This is a genomic window from Planococcus kocurii (assembly GCF_001465835.2).
In the GTDB taxonomy this organism is placed as follows: domain Bacteria; phylum Bacillota; class Bacilli; order Bacillales_A; family Planococcaceae; genus Planococcus; species Planococcus kocurii.
Genome location: NZ_CP013661.2, coordinates 519,404 through 538,808, shown reverse-complemented (window position 1 = coordinate 538,808; position 19,405 = coordinate 519,404). Strand labels below are relative to the sequence as shown.

22 protein-coding genes and 1 pseudogene are annotated in these 19,405 nt (G+C 37.7%); 14 read left to right on the top strand and 9 right to left on the bottom strand.

Annotation, left to right across the window (positions count from 1 at the left end):
- Positions 1 to 194 precede the first annotated feature (194 nt).
- On the top strand, positions 195 to 1,391 hold the full coding sequence (gene metK / locus AUO94_RS02715; protein WP_058385819.1) for a methionine adenosyltransferase: 1,197 nt from the start codon (positions 195 to 197) through the stop codon (positions 1,389 to 1,391).
- 56 nt (positions 1,392 to 1,447) lie between these two features.
- On the opposite strand, the gene AUO94_RS02710 is transcribed toward metK, so the two are convergent.
- A complete protein-coding gene (locus AUO94_RS02710; protein WP_058385818.1) occupies positions 1,448 to 1,963 on the bottom strand; it encodes a gamma carbonic anhydrase in 516 nt (171 codons plus the stop codon).
- 112 nt (positions 1,964 to 2,075) lie between these two features.
- On the opposite strand from AUO94_RS02710, the gene AUO94_RS02705 reads away from it, so the two are divergent.
- The 7 genes from AUO94_RS02705 to AUO94_RS02670 all read left to right on the top strand — a co-directional run bounded on the left by AUO94_RS02705 (position 2,076) and on the right by AUO94_RS02670 (position 7,865).
- Positions 2,076 to 2,882, top strand: a complete 807-nt coding sequence (locus tag AUO94_RS02705; RefSeq protein ID WP_058385817.1) for an alpha/beta hydrolase — start codon at positions 2,076 to 2,078, stop codon at positions 2,880 to 2,882.
- Positions 2,883 to 2,915: 33 nt separating this feature from the next.
- The gene (locus AUO94_RS02700) at positions 2,916 to 3,953 is read left to right on the top strand and encodes an LLM class flavin-dependent oxidoreductase (protein ID WP_058385816.1); all 1,038 of its coding nucleotides are present in this window, start codon (positions 2,916 to 2,918) and stop codon (positions 3,951 to 3,953) included.
- Positions 3,954 to 4,221: 268 nt separating this feature from the next.
- Positions 4,222 to 5,304: a M14 family zinc carboxypeptidase gene (locus AUO94_RS02695; RefSeq protein WP_237150169.1), complete on the top strand. Its 1,083-nt coding sequence runs from the start codon at positions 4,222 to 4,224 to the stop codon at positions 5,302 to 5,304.
- A gap of 314 nt (positions 5,305 to 5,618) precedes the next feature.
- On the top strand, positions 5,619 to 5,783 hold the full coding sequence (locus AUO94_RS02690) for a hypothetical protein (protein WP_169793155.1): 165 nt from the start codon (positions 5,619 to 5,621) through the stop codon (positions 5,781 to 5,783).
- Between the two features lie 97 nt (positions 5,784 to 5,880).
- A complete protein-coding gene (locus tag AUO94_RS02685; RefSeq protein ID WP_237150168.1) occupies positions 5,881 to 6,357 on the top strand; it encodes a hypothetical protein in 477 nt (158 codons plus the stop codon).
- Positions 6,358 to 6,848: 491 nt separating this feature from the next.
- Positions 6,849 to 7,379 carry a hypothetical protein gene (locus AUO94_RS02675; protein ID WP_058385813.1) on the top strand — a complete coding sequence of 177 codons (531 nt, stop codon included), beginning with the start codon at positions 6,849 to 6,851 and terminating at the stop codon, positions 7,377 to 7,379.
- A 135-nt stretch (positions 7,380 to 7,514) separates the two neighbouring features.
- Positions 7,515 to 7,865: a hypothetical protein gene (locus tag AUO94_RS02670; protein ID WP_058385812.1), complete on the top strand. Its 351-nt coding sequence runs from the start codon at positions 7,515 to 7,517 to the stop codon at positions 7,863 to 7,865.
- Positions 7,866 to 7,999: 134 nt separating this feature from the next.
- Here the strand turns inward: AUO94_RS02670 and AUO94_RS02665 are convergent, their stop codons facing one another.
- From AUO94_RS02665 to AUO94_RS02655, 3 genes are all read right to left on the bottom strand, one after another.
- Positions 8,000 to 8,593 carry a hypothetical protein gene (locus AUO94_RS02665; RefSeq protein WP_058385811.1) on the bottom strand — a complete coding sequence of 198 codons (594 nt, stop codon included), beginning with the start codon at positions 8,591 to 8,593 and terminating at the stop codon, positions 8,000 to 8,002.
- 87 nt (positions 8,594 to 8,680) lie between these two features.
- The gene (locus AUO94_RS02660) at positions 8,681 to 9,319 is read right to left on the bottom strand and encodes a hypothetical protein (protein ID WP_058385810.1); all 639 of its coding nucleotides are present in this window, start codon (positions 9,317 to 9,319) and stop codon (positions 8,681 to 8,683) included.
- A gap of 653 nt (positions 9,320 to 9,972) precedes the next feature.
- Positions 9,973 to 10,713, bottom strand: coding sequence for an alpha/beta fold hydrolase (locus AUO94_RS02655; RefSeq protein ID WP_058385809.1), 741 nt, complete (start codon positions 10,711 to 10,713; stop codon positions 9,973 to 9,975).
- 470 nt (positions 10,714 to 11,183) lie between these two features.
- On the opposite strand from AUO94_RS02655, the gene AUO94_RS17525 reads away from it, so the two are divergent.
- The 4 genes from AUO94_RS17525 (at position 11,184) to AUO94_RS02635 (ending at position 13,795) form a co-directional block, all read left to right on the top strand.
- Complete coding sequence (locus AUO94_RS17525) at positions 11,184 to 12,422, top strand: leucine-rich repeat domain-containing protein (RefSeq protein WP_058385808.1); 1,239 nt, start codon at positions 11,184 to 11,186, stop codon at positions 12,420 to 12,422.
- Between the two features lie 232 nt (positions 12,423 to 12,654).
- Complete coding sequence (locus tag AUO94_RS02645) at positions 12,655 to 12,873, top strand: hypothetical protein (protein WP_038703437.1); 219 nt, start codon at positions 12,655 to 12,657, stop codon at positions 12,871 to 12,873.
- A gap of 64 nt (positions 12,874 to 12,937) precedes the next feature.
- Positions 12,938 to 13,261: a hypothetical protein gene (locus AUO94_RS02640; protein ID WP_058385807.1), complete on the top strand. Its 324-nt coding sequence runs from the start codon at positions 12,938 to 12,940 to the stop codon at positions 13,259 to 13,261.
- A gap of 90 nt (positions 13,262 to 13,351) precedes the next feature.
- Positions 13,352 to 13,795 (top strand): ASCH domain-containing protein, encoded by a 444-nt coding sequence (locus AUO94_RS02635; RefSeq protein ID WP_058385806.1) that lies wholly within the window; start codon positions 13,352 to 13,354, stop codon positions 13,793 to 13,795.
- 496 nt (positions 13,796 to 14,291) lie between these two features.
- Here AUO94_RS02635 and AUO94_RS17200 read toward each other — a convergent pair whose 3' ends face one another.
- Both AUO94_RS17200 and AUO94_RS17325 read right to left on the bottom strand, forming a co-directional pair.
- A complete protein-coding gene (locus tag AUO94_RS17200) occupies positions 14,292 to 14,468 on the bottom strand; it encodes a hypothetical protein (RefSeq protein ID WP_156423926.1) in 177 nt (58 codons plus the stop codon).
- A gap of 118 nt (positions 14,469 to 14,586) precedes the next feature.
- A pseudogene (locus tag AUO94_RS17325) lies at positions 14,587 to 15,470 on the bottom strand (IS30 family transposase).
- Between the two features lie 213 nt (positions 15,471 to 15,683).
- On the opposite strand from AUO94_RS17325, the gene AUO94_RS02625 reads away from it, so the two are divergent.
- Positions 15,684 to 16,598, top strand: coding sequence for an ABC transporter ATP-binding protein (locus tag AUO94_RS02625; RefSeq protein WP_058385804.1), 915 nt, complete (start codon positions 15,684 to 15,686; stop codon positions 16,596 to 16,598).
- 12 nt (positions 16,599 to 16,610) lie between these two features.
- Positions 16,611 to 17,381 carry an ABC transporter permease gene (locus AUO94_RS02620; RefSeq protein ID WP_058385803.1) on the top strand — a complete coding sequence of 257 codons (771 nt, stop codon included), beginning with the start codon at positions 16,611 to 16,613 and terminating at the stop codon, positions 17,379 to 17,381.
- A gap of 236 nt (positions 17,382 to 17,617) precedes the next feature.
- Here AUO94_RS02620 and AUO94_RS02615 read toward each other — a convergent pair whose 3' ends face one another.
- Genes AUO94_RS02615 through AUO94_RS02605 form a run of 3 tightly spaced genes read right to left on the bottom strand, consistent with a single transcriptional unit; the run spans position 17,618 to position 19,259 of the window.
- A complete protein-coding gene (locus AUO94_RS02615; RefSeq protein ID WP_058385802.1) occupies positions 17,618 to 17,902 on the bottom strand; it encodes a hypothetical protein in 285 nt (94 codons plus the stop codon).
- 3 nt (positions 17,903 to 17,905) lie between these two features.
- Positions 17,906 to 18,100, bottom strand: coding sequence for a hypothetical protein (locus AUO94_RS17520; protein WP_058385801.1), 195 nt, complete (start codon positions 18,098 to 18,100; stop codon positions 17,906 to 17,908).
- Positions 18,060 to 19,259: an MFS transporter gene (locus AUO94_RS02605; protein WP_058385800.1), complete on the bottom strand. Its 1,200-nt coding sequence runs from the start codon at positions 19,257 to 19,259 to the stop codon at positions 18,060 to 18,062. The genes AUO94_RS17520 and AUO94_RS02605 overlap by 41 nt, the downstream gene beginning before the upstream one ends.
- Between the last annotated feature and the right edge of the window lie 146 nt (positions 19,260 to 19,405).

Below are 19,405 nucleotides of genomic sequence, written 5' to 3'. Positions count from 1 at the left end.
TGCTAATGATGATTCTTCCTTTCCTCATGACGAATGAGTGAAGGGATTTTTTTGTGAAATGCCCTTAATCCTCGTGTGAAAGGCCACAAACGGCTTGAAGTTCAATCCAGATTGTCTGGAACGGACTTGACATGGGAAACGAGTACCGTATCAATTTCGAGAGCAATCTCGCAGGATATAAGGAGGAACATTTTTTGAAAAACCGTCGATTATTTACATCAGAATCAGTAACAGAAGGACATCCAGATAAAATTTGTGATCAAATCTCAGATGCTATTTTGGATGCCATTTTAACCGAGGATCCAAATGCACGCGTTGCGTGTGAAACGACCGTTACGACAGGACTCGTTCTAGTAGCCGGAGAAATTACCACTTCTACGTATGTGGATATTCCGAAAGTCGTTCGACAAACAGTAAGAGAAATTGGCTATACGCGAGCTAAATATGGTTTCGACTCAGAAACAAGTGCAGTTCTTACCGCAATCGATGAGCAATCACCGGACATCGCTGCTGGAGTAAACGTAGCGCTTGAATCACGCGAAGGCCAAATGACAGATAAAGAGTTAGACGATATCGGTGCAGGTGACCAAGGATTAATGTTTGGATACGCAAACAACGAAACAGAAGAGTTAATGCCATTGCCGATTTCATTGGCACATAAATTGGCACGTCGTTTGGCTGAAGTACGCAAAGAAGAAATTCTTCCATACTTGCGTCCAGATGGCAAAACGCAAGTGACCGTTGAATATGACGAAAACAACAAACCACTTCGTGTGGATACCATTGTTATCTCAACTCAACATCATCCAGAAGTAACGTTAGAACAAATTCAACGTAATATTAAGGAATACGTCATTAACGAAGTTGTTCCAACAAAGTGGATCGATGAAGAAACAAAATATTTTATCAATCCAACTGGCCGTTTTGTTATCGGTGGACCTCAAGGAGATGCAGGTTTAACTGGACGTAAAATCATCGTAGATACGTACGGTGGTTATGCTCGTCACGGTGGCGGCGCATTCTCAGGGAAAGACGCGACAAAAGTTGACCGTTCAGCGGCTTACGCGGCACGTTATGTTGCAAAAAACATTGTCGCAGCTGGCCTTGCAGATAAGTGCGAAGTGCAACTAGCTTATGCAATTGGTGTAGCACATCCTGTATCGATCGCATTTGATACGTTTGGAACTGGCATCGTTGATGAAGACACATTAGATGATTTGGTACGCGCAAACTTTGACTTGCGTCCTGCTGGAATCATTAAAATGTTGGATCTACGTCGCCCGATCTACAAGCAAACGGCAGCTTACGGACATTTTGGCCGTACGGATGTTGATTTGCCGTGGGAACGTACAGACAAAGCAGCGATCTTAAAAGAACAAGCTGGCGTATAAGTTAACAAAACGAAAAGGACGACTAGGCAGTGATGCCCGGTCGTCCTTTTTTATTGTTACTTTTTTTGGAGTGATTTATAATAAGCTGCTTTTTCTGCATACTCTCGAACAATACGTTCCATATCTTCTTTATCGTCTTCACGAAGTTCGCGGACGACTTTCGCGGGGCGTCCGAGTGCTAGCATGCCAGGAGGGATAACTTTTCCAGGCGGTACGAGACTACCCGCACCAATAAATGCGCCTTCTCCGATTTCAGCGCCGTCAAGAATAATCGAACCCATGCCGACGAGAGCACCTTTACGAACATTGCAACTGTGAAGTGTAACTTGATGGCCAATGGTCACGTCATCTTCAAGAAGCAAGGTTTTACCCGGGCTTTGATGAAGCATGCAGAGGTCTTGAATGTTGACTTTATCGCCAATAATCGTCGGAGAGACATCCCCGCGAATCACCGTATTAAACCACACAGAAGAGTCTGTGCCAATTGTCACATCACCAGAAATTGTGACGTAGTCTGCAATGAAAACAGATGGATCGATTTTAGGGAATTTGTCTTTAAATGGATAAATCATAGCAAAGCTCCTTTAAACAAGATAAGATATTCTTAATCGTAACAAATCAAATCAAAACGTCAAATTAACAGACAACATCAAGAATTGATTAGCAGGGAAAGGAAGTTGGATTATGTGGAAATGGCAGGCTGAAGGATCAGCAAAGGCAGTAGTTGTGTTCATACATAGTGCGTATGAACAACACCTGCGCTATGCATGGCAAATTGAAAAATGGCGATCGGCAGGATTTGACGTATATACAGGAGATTTACCGGGCCATGGCAAAAATGCGGGAGCGGACAAAGTTCACCGAGAATCGTTTGATGACTATGAACAGGCAGTAAATGAGTTGCTGAGACTGTCGTCAGAAAATGAGTTGCCAGTATTTGTCATTGCCCATGGACTGGGCGCAACCATTGCGATGAATGTCTTAGGGAACCGGAAATTCAATGTAGCCGGAGTTATTTTTACATCGCCTTGGTTGCAGTTAAAAAAATTGCCACCGAAAGCGCCAAACGCATTTCCGGGAGTTGCGCAATTGACTGGCCGCAGAAAGATGGATCACGGCATCGAATTACGCCACCTGACACGCGATCGTTTTTCCTATAGTCAAGAAACCGAAAGCAAGCGGTATCAAACGGTTATTACTGCAAGTTGGTATAAAGAAGTGCAGAGTTATATGAAAGAAACGGCTGCAAGTATTGACAGGTATCCGCAGATTCCGACTTGTTTGTATACAGCAGAGCGAGATTTGATTGTTGAGAAAGAAGTAGCTCGTCAATGGTTACTAAAGCAACAACTAAACGAATTCAGCTACAAAGAATGGAAATTCTGCTATCACGATATTTTCCAAGAACCTGAAAAAGAAGAAGTCTTTCTAGCAGCGCAGGCGTTTATCCATACAGTTTTGCGCTCTGTCGGTTACTTGGTTGAAGAATAAGCTGTTTGTTTTTTTGTAAAGGAGAGAATTTTTATGGCATTAAAGTATAGCCTATTAGACCAATCACCAATTTCAGAAGGCAGCACACCGCAGGAGGCATTAAAGCATACCGCCATTCTTGCACAACAAGCTGAAAATTGGGGTTATACACGCTTTTGGGTGTCTGAGCATCATGATGCAACAACGCTAGCCGGATCTTCTCCAGAAGTGCTGATTGCGCATCTAGGAGCTGTGACTCAAACAATACGGCTAGGTTCTGGTGGCGTCATGCTGCCACATTATGCTGCTTTTAAAATTGCGGAAAACTTCAAATTGCTGGAAGCCTTATATCCTGGAAGAATCGATGCAGGAATGGGACGAGCACCTGGTGGTATGCCACGTGCTTCTTATGCATTAAATGAAGGGAAAAAGCGAGACAGTAGTCTATTTCCTAAACAAATAGACGAGCTCTGTATGTACTTAAACGATGCTATTCCAGAAGACCATCCATACTTTGGCATGAAAGCAACGCCGGTTACGGTAAATACGCCACCCATCTGGATTTTAGGATCTAGTGAAAATTCAGCACGGCTAGCAGCTGAAAAAGGATTGCCTTATATGTTTGCTCACTTTATCAATGGAGAAGGCGGCCAAAACTTTACGAAAGAATACCGAAAACAGTTTAAGTCAATTGATGGCAGTAAACCTTATGTCGGTATTGCCATTTTTGTAGTCTGCCAAGAAACACCTGAACTAGCAGAGTGGATCGCCTCTTCTTTAGATTTATCATTATCCATGAGTGCGCAAGGGATGCCCTCAAACGGCACACCGCCACCTGAAAAAGCAAGTGCTTATCCATACTCGAAATTCGAAAAGCAATTAGTCGCTGAAAATCGTCGTCGCATGGTAGTGGGCACGTCGCAACACGTTGTAGACCAACTCGAAACAGTAGCTTCAGAATACGAAGCAGACGAAGTCATGCTAGTTTCAGCAACGTACGATTTTAAGGACAAACTCAAAACCTTTGAATTGATTGCTGAAGAAATGAAAAGACGTAGACAAACTGACATTTCTTTATTCACAGATTCATAATAAATACATTTTATATTCTAACCACTTCCACTAGAGGAAGTGGTTTTTTGATGCTAAGAAGAAAGTTATAGTGTTCAATATGACTAATAGACTGTTAATTTAAAAAATACTGATTCCATTTGTTCATTTTAAAATCAATTAAAGGATTTCAATCAATAAAGAAGGAAGAACATTAGTGTGACGAAATACTTTGGAGCGGAGGCTACAGATGGAGCTGAATTGTTTTTCTTAAGACCGTTTCTAAAAAAATCATAGGGGTGAAAAATGGATGAAGAAAATGAATGTGACGAAAACAGCTAACAAGAAGATGATTCGCAAAAAAATGATGACATTAACAATTGCCGGAGCGATGGTTTTGAGCGCTTCTCCTTTTATGTCGCCTGTTGTCGGAGCAGTGGGGAATGGACCAGCTTATGGTGGCAACGAAACCATCAACACATCCATACTAACAACATATGATGAAATGGCGGATTTTTTAAAAACACAAGAAGCCAAACAAAAAAATATGGAACTTGAAGTAATTGGTCAAAGTATTAAAGGGCGTGATTTGTACTTAGTTAAATATGTGACAAATCCTGAAAATCCAACCATTCTTTTTCTCACTCAACAACATGGCAACGAACAATTGACAACAGAAGGCGCGCTTGAATTTATCAAACACCTTGGAACAGGCAAGATGAAAGGGGTAACAGATGGCGTCAATATGTTAATCGTGCCGATGCTCAATCCAGATGGAGCAATGGGAGATGTAAACTTTTCATTAGATGATTACATAGCGAAAGGAGAGCGGAATCTCACACGCTATAACGCGGACGGCATCGACTTAAACCGTGATCACATTACCAAAATTCAACCTGAAACAAAAGCCTTCCACGAAAATGTGATGAGAAAATATGATATCGATTACATGATTGATTTGCATCATCAAGGTACTCAAAGTGAGCGAGATGGAGAACTGGTATCCGGTTCTATTTTGTACCCGACAACACCGAACGTTGACCCGGATGTACTTCTTAAATCCAAGCAGCTGGGAGCTGTAGTATTCGATGCTATCGATTCAAAAGGATGGGGCCATTTAGGCAAGTACAGAGGCGGAAATGCAGAAACCATTAGTCGAAATGGCATTGCAGTCGAGTATGGAATTTCTACCCTGTTATTCGAGATGCGCGGCATGTCGGATCATTCTTACGAGTCGTATGTTCTGGGACAAAAGAGCAATGGCTATCTAATTAAACAAACCATCACGACACTCGATGCAACAGTTCGTGCAATTGCGGATGATTCTATTGCAGATGCGGACATCTCATTCTGGGATACACTTTCTTATCAAGAAAACCGTACATCTGAGTGAGATGTGAATATGTAAGGAACGAATTACTATTTTAACTTTAGTGTTAACGGAATATAGACGCTAATAGGAATGGGACTAAGAAAAGCGTTCGTAAATGTATATGTAAAATATGAACGTTCGTAAAGTGTTTAGATACGTTTACGAACGTTCTTTTTTTAGTTTTTGTGCTGTTTTTAGAGTGTTCGTAAAAGTGTACTTTTGCGAACGGTTTTTTCACGAGAAATAGTTTATTCACTCTATCTATAAAAATCAAGAATGGTAAAATAAGTATTATAGAGAAGAGATACAAAATGAAAGTTAAGGTAAATAGTAGAATGACACATCCATATGAAAAATATGAAAATACAGAGTTATGGAAAAAGTTGGATCAGGTACTAGATGAGTTAGTAGAAAATCAGGATATTGAAGAAATAACAAAGAGAGAATACATTGTCGGATATATCTGCAAGAAGCTCATAGAAACAGAAGAACCAAAATAACATAGAATATCAAGGAATTGAATGTAACTTATGTGCAGATAAGTTACATTCAACATTAGTAACAAGAGGAATGAATAACTGAGAGAGGAATTATTGGATGATGAAATATTTAGTAGACGAAGATCATTGGGATTTAGAAGGTTATACCGAAGAAAAAGAAAAACTTTTAAATAGATTCAATAAAGGCACAGCTATCTTTCTAAAAAATAATTCATTTCATGATGGCAAAGTAGTTTCGATTAATATTTTGAACCAAGAAAATGGTCAAACCAAAGACCCTACAGTGGTTAAAATGTTGATTGAGCAGTATAATGGCGAACTCTATGAAATCCAATGGATTAACGTCCGTAAATTTTTCATGGATTATGATATTACTCGTAATGTTTATTCGAACATACCTTATAAAATTGTAGATGGAGGCAAAAGAGGGCTTGATGAATGGGGATATGATGAAATTCTTCCACTGAGTAAAAAGAAGCTCCAACATGAAATTCTTCTTTTTTCACAAACAACCGTTATAATTCATTGTTCAACTATTAAAATCAGAAAAGTAAAAGGTTTGAATGTAACTTAATGTGAATTATGTTACATTCGCTTCCGAGATTTGTGGGTCATTCCCTTACATAAATAATCGAACGAGAAATGAGGTCGAAAGCAATGAATAAGCATCATCGATCAAGCCTGCAATTACTCATCATTGTCACCATAACGTTAATTTTATCTGTATATTGGCTGAATCTAGAGATTGGGTATGGAATTATATTTTTGTTCATAGCAGTTGGATACACGATCTATCTCAATTCCAATGCAGCCAAAAAAAGTAAAAAGGAACAATGAATCTTGGTACTTCTTATCTTTGATTTCACTCTCAAAGTGACCTAGTTTGACACCAATACGGTATTTGTTTGAGTTAGAAAAAATACTAATTAATATCAATAAGTGCCATATTTGATACTCAGATTTCATTGATTTCTAATAAACTGAATGTAACTTAATAGCAATTAAGTTACATTCAAATTTCCACTGACAGAAGGTCAACAATTACTCAAGATTGGGGAAAACATTATGATGGATTGGCAATGGGTGGAAGTGGATGTATTAGAAAGTCAGGAAAAGTGGGATGAAGCTAAATCGCTTTTAATAAAGAGTTGGCAGGAAGATCCTAATGACTTAAAAGTGACTATTCGCCTTGCTTTCTTTTGTTGGTATCTCGTAGTCGAAGAAGGGCCTTTAGGGATAAAAAGTATAGATTTAGATGAGTTAACGACTATATTAATTCAAGTTACGAATTTCGGATTAACTAATTTTGAGGATCATGAAGAATTCCTCTGGATTTTCGGGTGGATGATTTCTCTTTTTCCGTATTACTTCGGGGATTATGAAGAGTGGGAAGAAAAAGGTAAATCGATGTTAAAACGTGCTCATGAACTAAACCCAGAAGATCCCGTATATCGGTATTCTTACATAGGTTCCCTAGCTTCTAGCGAGGTTGAGCTGAAGAATGGGTATCAACCATTGGAAGTAGTTCTTGACGACAGGTTTCAAGGAAAAGGAGTATTGTCCGAGTACTTCAAAGATATCTGGAATAGCTATTGAAGAGATTGTATCAACTGAAATTCAGATAGTTTTCTCTCGTTTGCATGTAACATAAGTGCAGTTAAGTTACATTCAAAATCAGTTAGAGTATTAAAGAATATTATGTAGACGAGAATGAAATATGAGGTGTTTGGGATGAAAAAAGATATTTTTTCTATAATTGTTATTTTGGCATTTATCGGCTTTTTAGTTGCAACGTTTTTTCTTCAATACGAATATTTTTTTCTAACTCGGTTTGTTTCACTTATCTTCGCAGTCGTTTATTTAGTGATTGAATTGAAGAAAGAGTATTTCTCATCACACAAGCCATTATATATTCTTTTTAGTGTCGTTAGCATGTTAGCTTTAACTGTCAGTATCTTGCTTGATAAAACTTTTGGGACTGATGAATTTAATGCTAGAATTTTTTATTGCTTAATATTTATGTTCTGTCTTCTCGTAATTAGCTATAGAGATTTATACGAGAAAAACAACGGTGCAAAATAGGTTCAGTTCAATTCCAGCTTTATTTATTAGGCTATTGAATGTAACTTATTGTGAATTAAGTTACATTCAAAACGAAGTAAAAAAAATCAAAATTAAAACTCCACTTGAACAGTAAGTGGAGTTTTAAAATACGATCATTTCTCTAAATCTCTAATAATATTAAACATTTCGTAATAAAGGCCTTTTATAATTTCTTCTTTTTCTTCTTCGCTAGGATCTTGAGCTGTAATATCCAACTGCCACGTTCTAATATTTTCTTCATCCCCAGGATAATATCCTAAAGCATATATTTCTTCATCATTTATTCTAGTAGAGTAGTCTGAGTAACTTATTTCATCCTCTACAAAAGGGAAATAATAGGCTTCTGTTTGGATAAAGAAAAAGAGGACATCTGATTTTTCAAATATATCACTATATGGACCGTCTGCAGCCTTCTCTAAATAGTCTTCCATAATGAAAAATCCATCATACTGTTCAACTGTTTCAATACTTAGTTCTTCAATTTCCACAGAACTAAAGTTTATTTTTTCATCACTTATTTCCGGAGGTGTTCCCAGTACGCCAATATCAAGATTTTTACCTAGGTATTCTTCTTGATTATTCTGATCTTCAAGTTCAACGGTTTCTTGCTGTGATTCGTCCGATCCAGTATCTTCTTCTGTACTGCAACCTGCTATGATCAAAAATAGAATTGTAGTTATAGTAATAATCATAAATTTTTTTCTCACTTCTATCCCTCCAATATCGTCTAATAAATAAAAAAAGCTGTTAAGAGTTATCTTAACAGCTTTAAATTGGACTAAACAATGTTGCCTTTAATTGAATAAAATAATGTTATCTGATTGATACGTATAGCCGAAGTAGTTAGTAGTATCAGAAGCGTTGAAAGTAGCTGACGCAACTGGCGTAGTAAACCCGCCTGTTGTTCCAGTTGTGGTAGTAGTATTATTGTACCAATAGCCATCGACTACATAAAAAAGTGTTTTTCCGTTGTTAAGAGCTGAAGCTTCCGTATTTCCGGAAACTCCTTTTACAACACCACCATCAGTAGCATCAATGTTGATTGATTGAATACTTTCAATCACATATTGATTATCATCATTTAAGCATAATTCTGTGTAAATATTGACTACAGGTCTGTAACTAGTGGGACCATCAGTAGTCAATCCTCTAGTAAATGCAGTTGAACCTGTCGCACATTGTTGAGCCATAACTGACATCTTTTCTTCTGGTAAGCTATATCCCAACTCTTTTTCGAGTTGTTCGTCTGACAACTGTCTGAGTTGAAAACCATCACCTTCAATTACATCACCAGGCTTTAAGTCAGTTAGATCTAAATCGCTTAGATCAATGGACCCCGTCGTACCAGTATTCGTTCCTGCGCTTACTTGACCACCTAGTAGGACTGTAAACATGAAAGCCAAGAGTAAAAAACTTCCTAAGAATTTCTTCAAAATAATTCCTCCTCAATTTTTTTGTCTTATTACAACTATTTCCTTTAATTAACACTTTAAACTTATAAATGTAATTTTTTTAACAAAAGTAATAAATTATAAATATTGGAATTAAAATATTGCTTGTATTTATTGAAAAATTTTTTTACGTAGAAGTCTCTACTAGTCGACTTATTTAACTAATTTTGAGGGAGATAATCCTTAAAAAATATCTCGATAATTTTTTCTATAATGATAAATATTTCTTTTTTATACAACTACTCGTGATAAAAGAGTCTGTAATAAAACCGATTTTGATGAAAGTGAATGTAACATAATACTAATTAAGTTACATTCCGAATTGCCATTCCATTGACTTCATCAAAAAACAACGAAACTGAAAATACACAAAAAATAATACATTCAAAAGGGTTTATTTCAAGGCTCTATGTCCGTATTTTTGAATGAGTAAGAGTATACTTATCGGAGCTTATCAACAGATAAAAGGCTAAAGTTTAAGTTCCTTATCTTTTAGTTTAGGAAAGTATAATTTTACGAATACTTCAAACAATTAAAAGAGAGAAGAATCGCAATGCTCTTTTCTTCTCAATTTCGGTTTCTTTAATTGGCTTTTATTAAAATTATTCATTTACTGTTGGGACCTACTAAATAACTTATGACTGTTGGAAGGTATCAACCATCTTTTTGATTTGATGGATAATCTCTTTTGGAGAATCTAAGTGAACAGCATGTCCAGCTTTCTCTAGAATGACGTGTTGACTATTGGTACTTAATTTCGCCAAATCCTGTTGGAACATCATCCAATAAGCCCAAGATTCCGATGTATGGTGCGGTTGGTTTTCACCTGTGATTACAATAAGAGGAATATTTCCAAGTGAGTTATATTTTCGGACTTGTTCTAGGCTTTCTTCAAATTCACTCAGTGTTCCTTCGACGGTAAATTGACTGAAATACTCATCCTGCGTATGGGAAGAGAAGAGTGGGGCCATAAGCTTATTCTGATCTTCATGGCAGGAATCTAAGAGAACAAGTCCAGCTACTTCTTCCGGATAAGTGGCTGTATATAAACGAACATTTACGCCACCAAATGAATGACCGACCAAAATATAAGGTGGTTTTATTTCTGCTTCTTTAAGCAACCTACGCAAATTTTCTACGTTTCTCTGACTATGGCGGGGGTCTCCTGTGTATTTACTTTTTCCTAGTCCAGCCCGATCATATATGAACACCCTTGAAAAATAGGCGATTTCGTTTTTTATTATGTCCCAATTATCTTTCGTCCATCCGTATCCAGAATCGAAAACGATAGTAGGTAATGAGTTAAGTTCATCTGTGTATTCGCAATAAAGTTGTTGATTCCCTATATCAATAGAATATTCTTTAAAATCGTTCATTACGTAAGTTCTCCAATCTAAAGTAATTTTACTCTAACTAAGTAGAGTTCCGTTCCAATTTTCAAAGTCCTATGTGGCTTCGAAAAGGCCAGGAGTCTTCGTAATTAAGACAAGCTCTTATTTTCTTCGCTTTTCACTAAAATATACATAGAGTATTTGTAAAATTATAACATTTTAAATTTTAGCACGAACTTTCATTGAATTTATCTTTTCTTTATATTTCCAAGTTAATATATAGCTATTATAGTTGTATTATGACTAGTTTACATATCGTAGCTTATCGGAAGTCTATAAAAGCAAACTAGAGAAGGTGCTGGTCCTAAGCATCTTCTTTTTTCGTTCATGTAGGTGTATTTTTACGAACGCTTTTATTACCAAATTTATCTAGCTATTATAGTTAGTTCTAAGTATATTTAACATAAGTATGTTGGTTCTAATGATAAGAGAGAAAAGAGAACTAAGGAGGACCTATGGAAAAAGGTAAACTACGCATTAGAAATGACGAGGATGGTATCACCGTATTGATTGGCAAACATAATGTACAAGAATCTATCCAATACATCCAAACAAACCACATCAAAAGTGTACAGATTACGTATTACTATGAAGAAGCACAAATCGATTTCTTGAGTGAATGCCCAAGCATTGAATCTTTGTCGCTACAAGGTCCGAATGTGAAGAATTTGAACGGACTCTATCACTTGAAGTCGCTTAAAGATTTATCAATTGATGATGCTGTTTCTTCCTCGACAATTGATTTTAGCCAATTGACCACTTTGGAAGAGATTTACGGAACACTGCCGCCTAAGGCAGCAGGAATCGGCAACTTGATCAACTTGAAGAAAATACAGATCTGGGGCTATAAGCCAAAAGGAAAAGATCTAAAAGAATTCTCAGACATGAAAGCTCTTGAAGATCTCGAGCTCATCAGCTCTAATATCACTTCCCTAGAGGGGATTCAAGGATTGAAGAAGTTGAATAGCTTAGGATTATTCAGAATGAGAGCTTTGACTGACATCGAAGCGATCCAGCATCTATCAAAAAATTTGATTTCACTTGAAATCGAAGCTGCGAAAAATATAGAAGACTTTTTGCCAATCGAAAAAGCTTTGTCGCTCGTTCATTTAGCTTTAAATAACTGTGGAGCGATACCTTCTATCCGATTCATTAAGCATCTTCCTCACTTGAGCAGCATGAGGTTTTGGGACTCTACTGTCAAGGATGGAGATGTCTCCCCCTGTATCGAATTGGAACACGTTTATTTCACGAATAAAAAACATTATTCGCACCGGCTTATAGAGGGGCCACGACTCAATGACCGTCCCACTTTTAAAGAAAAATTCCTACCGGAAGACACTGAACCGGTTTTCCAAAATGCTAATCAGGTAGAGCATACGTTGCCTACTCAAGAGTGGAGAATAAGGATGAATGACGGAGATGACCAATTTACCGAAGAGAATATAATGGCAACCGAAACTGTGCTCCAAGACTATAGGGTTGTACTTTCCAATCTAAACAATCCATCCGAAAAGGAAATTATTAAAAAAGTGAAGAAAACAGTCCTCCGTTTAAATGCGTTGAATGAAAAATATGACTTTTTCATTGAGACGATGGAACGGGAGGAACTCTGTGATTTGCTACTGGAAAATGCGCAGCAAGCTGGTCTGGAGACCGATGAAGATATTACAGAAGAATGGCGGGAATGGTAGGGAAGATTTCACAAATTTTCTCTGCCACTGAAACTTAGAACAAAAGTAAAGGAAAGAAAAGCTAATGTCCTTGGTCCGGCAGTTGCAAAACAATCTGGAGGAATGAAAAATTATTGGCAAAAGCTAAATGAAAGTATTGGGGCAAAGACTAGGTTTTGAATGTAACTTATGTGCAGTTAAGTTACATTCAAAACAAGTGTGACGATCCAGTAAATATAACGGGAGGTCTACATTGAAAAAAATCTCAGAAAAACTGGTTTACTATTTAGTGACTTTTGTTATTTTCTTTTTACTTTTTAAATTTTTTGCGTGGCTTGAAAATGCATATATCCCTCTAAATACTCAAACTCAATTAATATCAGGCATTATTATTATTCCGGCCATTGTGATTCTTTCGTTTATTTTATCCAGTTTACTTTTTAGAAGCTTGAAAGAATCTAAGCAAATCTGAATGTAACTTATTGTGAATTAAGTTACATTCGTTTCCTAATAAAATCAATCTAGGAGGGATATATTTGCATCCAGTATTTCTAGGAATTATTCTATTTTCTTTACTTGTTTCTTCTCTGGTAGCTCTTTGGATGATAAAAACAAAAGCAAATAAATGGACAAGAATTTTAGCTGTCTTTTTTGTAAATGCACTTATCCTTTCAATTGCTTCGGTTTATCTTTACAAATTGGACGTTCAAACTTTTCATAAACAGACAGAAGGTTTATTTGATTCAATGGGTATAGTGACATTACTATTTTTCATTCCGATAAACGCATTCATAAATATTCTTGTTATGGAGTTCTTTAAAAATAAAAGAGATCGTATAGGTAATGAACGTCAAATCTGAAAGTAACTTAATAGCAATTAAGTTACTTTCGTTTACAGCGTTTTTAACGATATTGAATGACAAAATTATTTAAGGATCGAGGTTTTATTGATGAATGAACAAACGTTGAAATTTTGGAATGATTACTGGACAAGCCAAGGCCAAATCCAAACAAAAGAAGTAGAAGCATTTCAATTCGGCGCTGATGCAGATTGGTTAGCTAGTTTAGTAGTCGAAGGGAAGAAAACAGCTACATGTTCAGCTCACGTATGGTATGAATTCGAGAATGAACCGTTACCACACGTTGGTCAATATAACATTGTATTAAATTCAAAGGAGTTACCCGTTGCAATTATTAGAGTGACAGATGTATCGATTTTACCTATGAATGAAGTTCCAATTGACTTTGCCTTAGCAGAAGGTGAAGGCGATTACACCTATTGGTGGAATGCTCATGAACAATTTTTTAAAAGCGAACTAAAAGTACATAATTTACCATACTCAGAAACCATGCTTCTAGTATGTGAACGGTTTGAAGTCATCCATAAATTATAGATTTATTGGAGTAATTGCTTGAGAATATCGGATTGTTTGAATGTAACTTAATACTAATTAAGTTACATTCAAAAAGACCAGGGAAAAGGGGAAATCCCTTACCTGGCCTTTAGCGCTATTCGGCATTACTTTCAAATTACGCTTGTTCAGATCTCACTTTTTTGCTAGGTTTTTTTATTCTCCAAAGGAAAAAAGTCGTTAGTAAAATATAAAAAATTGTAGCTAAAATAATAAAGACTATATCTTGAGGGTAGGAAAAGACGCCATTCGTAAATATTAAAAAATAGATAATCCAAATCAGGATAATCTTAATCAGCTGATTCGCAAGATTAGATTTAAACATTTTATGGTCTCCTTTACTAGAAAGCATGAATGATTTAACTGGATATTATATATACCATTTTTATCCAATGAAGGTTTCGTTTTTCTTAAACAAATAAATTTCAAGAGATTTTCTACTTGTTTTGAATGTAGCATAATTCTATGAAAGTTACATTCAGTTGTTAGGCGCATTTTTCTTTTGTCTTTTGTATTGAATATAAAAAATAATAGCAATGATTAAAGAAGCTACAAATGCACCTATTTGAATTTCGCCTAGAAATAAAAGCGATAAAATTAAGAAAAACATTCCAACAATTACCATCACAATGGACAATAGTAAGCTAACGTTCATGGTATTTCCTCCTCAGCAAAATTTATGATCAAGTACTATACTGATTTATTTTCATTAAAGTTTCATTTTTCTTCTAAAATCATGCAGTTTCATACTATTTTTATTGATTTTCCGTTTGTCAATATAAGCTAGACAAGTCCACTCCATTCAGGTGACTCAAAAATGTTTCCAAAGGTGTGCGGTAATTCAGCGACTTACGTGGGATGTGATTCCGCTTGTCGGCCACTGAGGAAATGAACGGTTGATCCACCTGGTCGAAGTCCATTTCCTTTGGCAGCCTTTTCAAAGCAGCTCGTTGGAATGTTCATTCAAGGCGCTTAGAAGGCGTGCCGGGATCCGTAAAATAAATCGAGACGTCATGTTGGTTCAACAGCGCTTTTCAGTTGAAGAATTCCTTTTTAGAATCAAACGTGATGGACTTGAACAGATTTCTGGGAATCCCTTGAAACAACTGATGTAATGTGGTCTCACTATGGCACGCCTTATCCTGCAGGCTTCACGGCGATGATGACTTTTGTTAGCCTTTCAACGAGCGTGGTTACCGCACTTTTGTGTCGGGCGCCCACAATGGTATCTCTTCAATGTGCCCGAATTCTTTTTCGAAAATGTACCTTTTGAACGCCTGCTTTCCGTGACGTTCCTAGTGACTATGGGATTTCCGTTTCCCTTTTATCGGCAGAGTCGCTACATTAAAAATCCGATTTTTGAACATGTGATAGAGCGTGCGCATGAAACAGTGGATTGCTTTTTTTCACGACCGACAATGACATCTGTTGTTTAGACTTGCGTCATCTTGTCTTGAATATAAGCGATTTTTTCTTCGGTAAGCCCATTTTCAGCAAACGCAAGGTTTCTTGTTTCTTTCGTACTACTTGTGAAAGTCGAGGGCTTTATGCCCCGATTCCAGGAATTTTATGATATTATAAATTGGCTGTCTGGAACGATTCAGGCACTCAGCGATGATTGAAACGTGCATATTTGGTTGTGGTAGGATTCTATCATCACCGGTTCATTCGTGATCACTCTGAAGTTTTTCTTTGATTGGAAAATACATTGTGAGGTATCACGAATGACTTTTTCGGTTGTCTAGCTTAATTTCACAACCGGCGCATTTAAAAAATGTATACACAAATCTTTACGAATATGAGGGAGTGGCATACTGGCAATTAGGTAGTTAAATACAACTAATAAAAAGATAGTTAGGAGATAAAGTGAATGACATATGCATTAGAAATAAACGACTTGAAAAAGGTCTATACTGGCGGCGTTGAGGCTTTGCGTGGCATCGATTTGAAAGTAGAAGAAGGAGACTTCTACGCTCTTTTAGGTCCTAACGGTGCTGGGAAATCTACGACCATCGGGATTGTGACATCCCTTGTCAATAAGACATCAGGAAATGTCAAAGTCTTCGGCTATGATATGGACACACAGTTAATGCAGGCGAAGCTGCAGATTGGTTTGGTCCCCCAGGAGTTTAACTTCAGTCCTTTTGAAACGGTTCAACAGATTGTCGTGAACCAGGCAGGTTATTACGGCGTATCAAGGAAGGAAGCATTAGAGCGCAGCGAAAAGTACTTGAAGCAGTCTGATTTATGGGAGAAAAAAAATGTTCAGGCACGGATGCTTTCCGGAGGGATGAAACGTCGATTGATGATTTCACGCGCCTTGATGCATGAACCGCGTCTACTTATTCTTGATGAGCCGACGGCGGGTGTGGACATTGAATTGAGACGAGAGATGTGGACGTTTCTGAAAGAGTTGAATGATAATGGTACGACGATAATTTTGACAACACATTATTTGGAAGAAGCGGAGATGTTATGCCGCAATATTGGTATTATTCAAAAGGGGCAGCTGATTGAAGATACAAGTATGAAATCATTGCTTGCTAAGCTTCAGTTTGAAACAATTATTTTAGATATTGAATCTTCAGGACAAATTCCGGTAATTAAAGGCTATAAGAGTGAACTTATGGATGAAGGATCCCTTTCTGTGGAAGTAGGGCGTGATCAAGGGATCAACGAACTGTTTAACCAATTGACCGAACAAGGGATTAAAGTGTTGTCGATGCGTAATAAGTCTAATCGATTAGAAGAGTTATTTTTAAAACTTACAAAAGAAACTGCGTAGTGGAGGATTCACATGTTTAAACTATATTTAGTAGCATTAAAAGGTTTGGCGGTCAAAGAAACGAACCGTTATCTTAGAATTTGGATCCAAACATTGGTTCCGCCTGTTATTACGACTTCCTTATACTTTATCATCTTTGGGAATTTGATTGGCAAAAGGATTGGCGAAATGGAAGGATTTTCGTACATGGAGTTTATTGTTCCTGGATTGATTATGATGTCAGTCATTACCAGTTCCTACTCGAATGTATCGTCATCATTTTTCTCACAAAAATTTCAAAAGAATATTGAAGAACTATTGGTCGCTCCCGTCCCGACCCATATTATTATTTGGGGATTTGTGATGGGAGGACTAGGAAGAAGTACTCTGGTAGGGGTACTGGTCACCATTATCTCGCTACTTTTTGTCCCGTTGCAAGTCCATTCTTGGAGTATTGTCATATTAACGTTTTTAATGACGTCTATTTTGTTCTCTTTGGCTGGTCTGTTGAACGGCATTTTTGCAAAATCGTTTGACGATGTGTCTATTGTTCCTACTTTTGTTCTTCAGCCATTAACTTACTTAGGTGGTGTATTTTTTGCCATCTCGATGTTGCCTCCATTTTGGCAGTTTGTATCAAAGTTCAACCCGATTGTTTATATGATTTCTGGATTTCGATTCGGGATCCTCGGTGTAATCGATGTACCGATTCTATTCTCTGTTCTCATTTCGATTATTTTTGTGGTTTTACTTTATGGACTCAATTGGTATCTGATCGAAAAAGGCCGTGGGCTGAGAAGTTAATATCTATAGGCTTGGTTCATATATGTATGTAAATCAGAATCAGTTTTACAAGAAGAAAATCAACTTTATAAAGATAGTCTAGTTTACGTATCATCAGATTATCAGAAGTTGTAGTCATCAAAATAGAGAATAATTTGGTTCAACAAAATAAGAGTCCGGCAAAGCGAGCACTTCTAAAGTGTTCGCTTTGTCGGACTCTTTTTAGTCGGGAAAACTTGTTCTTCATTTCAATTAGCTTAATCACTCTTCAGCCATTTTATAATTTTTTCTTTATCGCGTTTTCCAATAGCTACAATCTGAATTATTTGGATGGTCGCCTCGGCTTCTCTGAAAATAATCCGCAGGCCCATCTTCTTGTTTTTCAGCTTGTTGCATTGCGCCAAGTTGCCGTGAAGGGATTGGCCCGCTTCCATAACTCTCAATTTGATTCGGTCCAGCGCTTTATGGACGAAAATCTTTTGGCTGCCATCAAGCTGTTCATAATCTTCCGTTGAATACTGTGTCCATTCAAGCTGATACAACGGTTATTCCCACCCGTCTCCTTCATCAATGACAGGGGAGGCAGTTGCGATGGCTCCGCGGACTTCCACGACTGAAAAAGTAGAGATATTTTCTGTCAGTAGCCGTTTTTCAGCCATCAAATCAGCCAGCTGATCGTAAAGTTCTTCTATTAAAAGCTTATACTGTTCGCCATAGTAAGACTCTGCCTTTATAAGCAATCAAGCTGACGATGCTCAATAAAATTCCAGACAAAATGAATACCCCGCGAATGCCAAATGCGTCTGCCAGAACACCCATCAAAAGGGAAGCAATGCCAAAGGTTCCGGTACCAATTGCGCCGAGTGTAGTAAATACGGTTGGCAATTGTGCTTTGGGAACACTTGTCTGAACTACCGTCTGTTGCGGAATATTTTTAATCTGACCAAAAACCCCAACCAAAAAGGAAAAAAGCAGCGCAAGCATCGGAAGGTTCGTCAAGCCAAAGAAGATGGTGACCAAGCTGCTGGAGATTGCACCAAGGAAAATAAACTGGCTGAGCTTTTGTTCGATCCAATCTGAAAACCGCAGACAGAACAAGCTGCCAGCGATCAATCCTAAAAAAAATGCGCCATTGATGAACCCCCACCATTTTTCATCTACTAATAAGGCATCACTGACAAAAACATAGAGAATCGCCGCAATCCACACCGTCCCAGCTATCGTCTCCAGGACATCCATCCAGACAATTCGCTTGAGTACAGGCGAATTGGAGACCGTTTGCCAGCCTTCTGTAATTTGTTCCCACTTTCCTTGCGCCTTCGATGGCGTAAAGTAGACCCTCTCCAAAAAGCTCAATAGCAGACTCGAGACCAAAAATAAGCCGGCTGTTAACCAGACCAATTCATTTGCAGAGAGCCAAATCAACAAGGAGCTACCGACAAACCACATGGCGGTTTGGATTAGTTGGGTAACAGTTTCCATAAGGCCATTTGTTTTTAGCAACTGTTCGCTTTTCACGTAATTCGGAATGAGCGATTGGGTTACGGGATTGGCACAGCCGTCCAGTAAGGCGACTAGGCTGATAAGCAAAAACAGTCCGTAAAAATTGGCCAGCGAGAGTTGCGGCAGAAAGAATGCCAGTCCGATTAGCAACACCGTTTTGCCCATCTGCGAACCTGCCAACAGCCATTTCAGGTTGAAGCGTTGCATCAACAAAGGTGTTAAGGTGTTCGAGATGAACATCGAACTGGTGATGGTAAACGGGACAAAAGCAGCCGCAGTGGCTGATCCGGTCAATTCGAAAATCATGTAAATGATGCTGACAATGTACAAGACATCGCCGATGTTGGCAAGCGATTGCCCGGTCAGCAATAAGTTGAAATTTCGATTCAGTTTCATGAATAAGTTCCCCCAAGAGTTCATTTCTTAAATGATTTCTATTGAAGGGGGATCAAATTGGACTAATTATCATATCAGCAGTTCCTTTCCGATTGAAGATAAATCTTGGGGGATTTCGATTTATCGAGAAATTTGATTATTCCTAT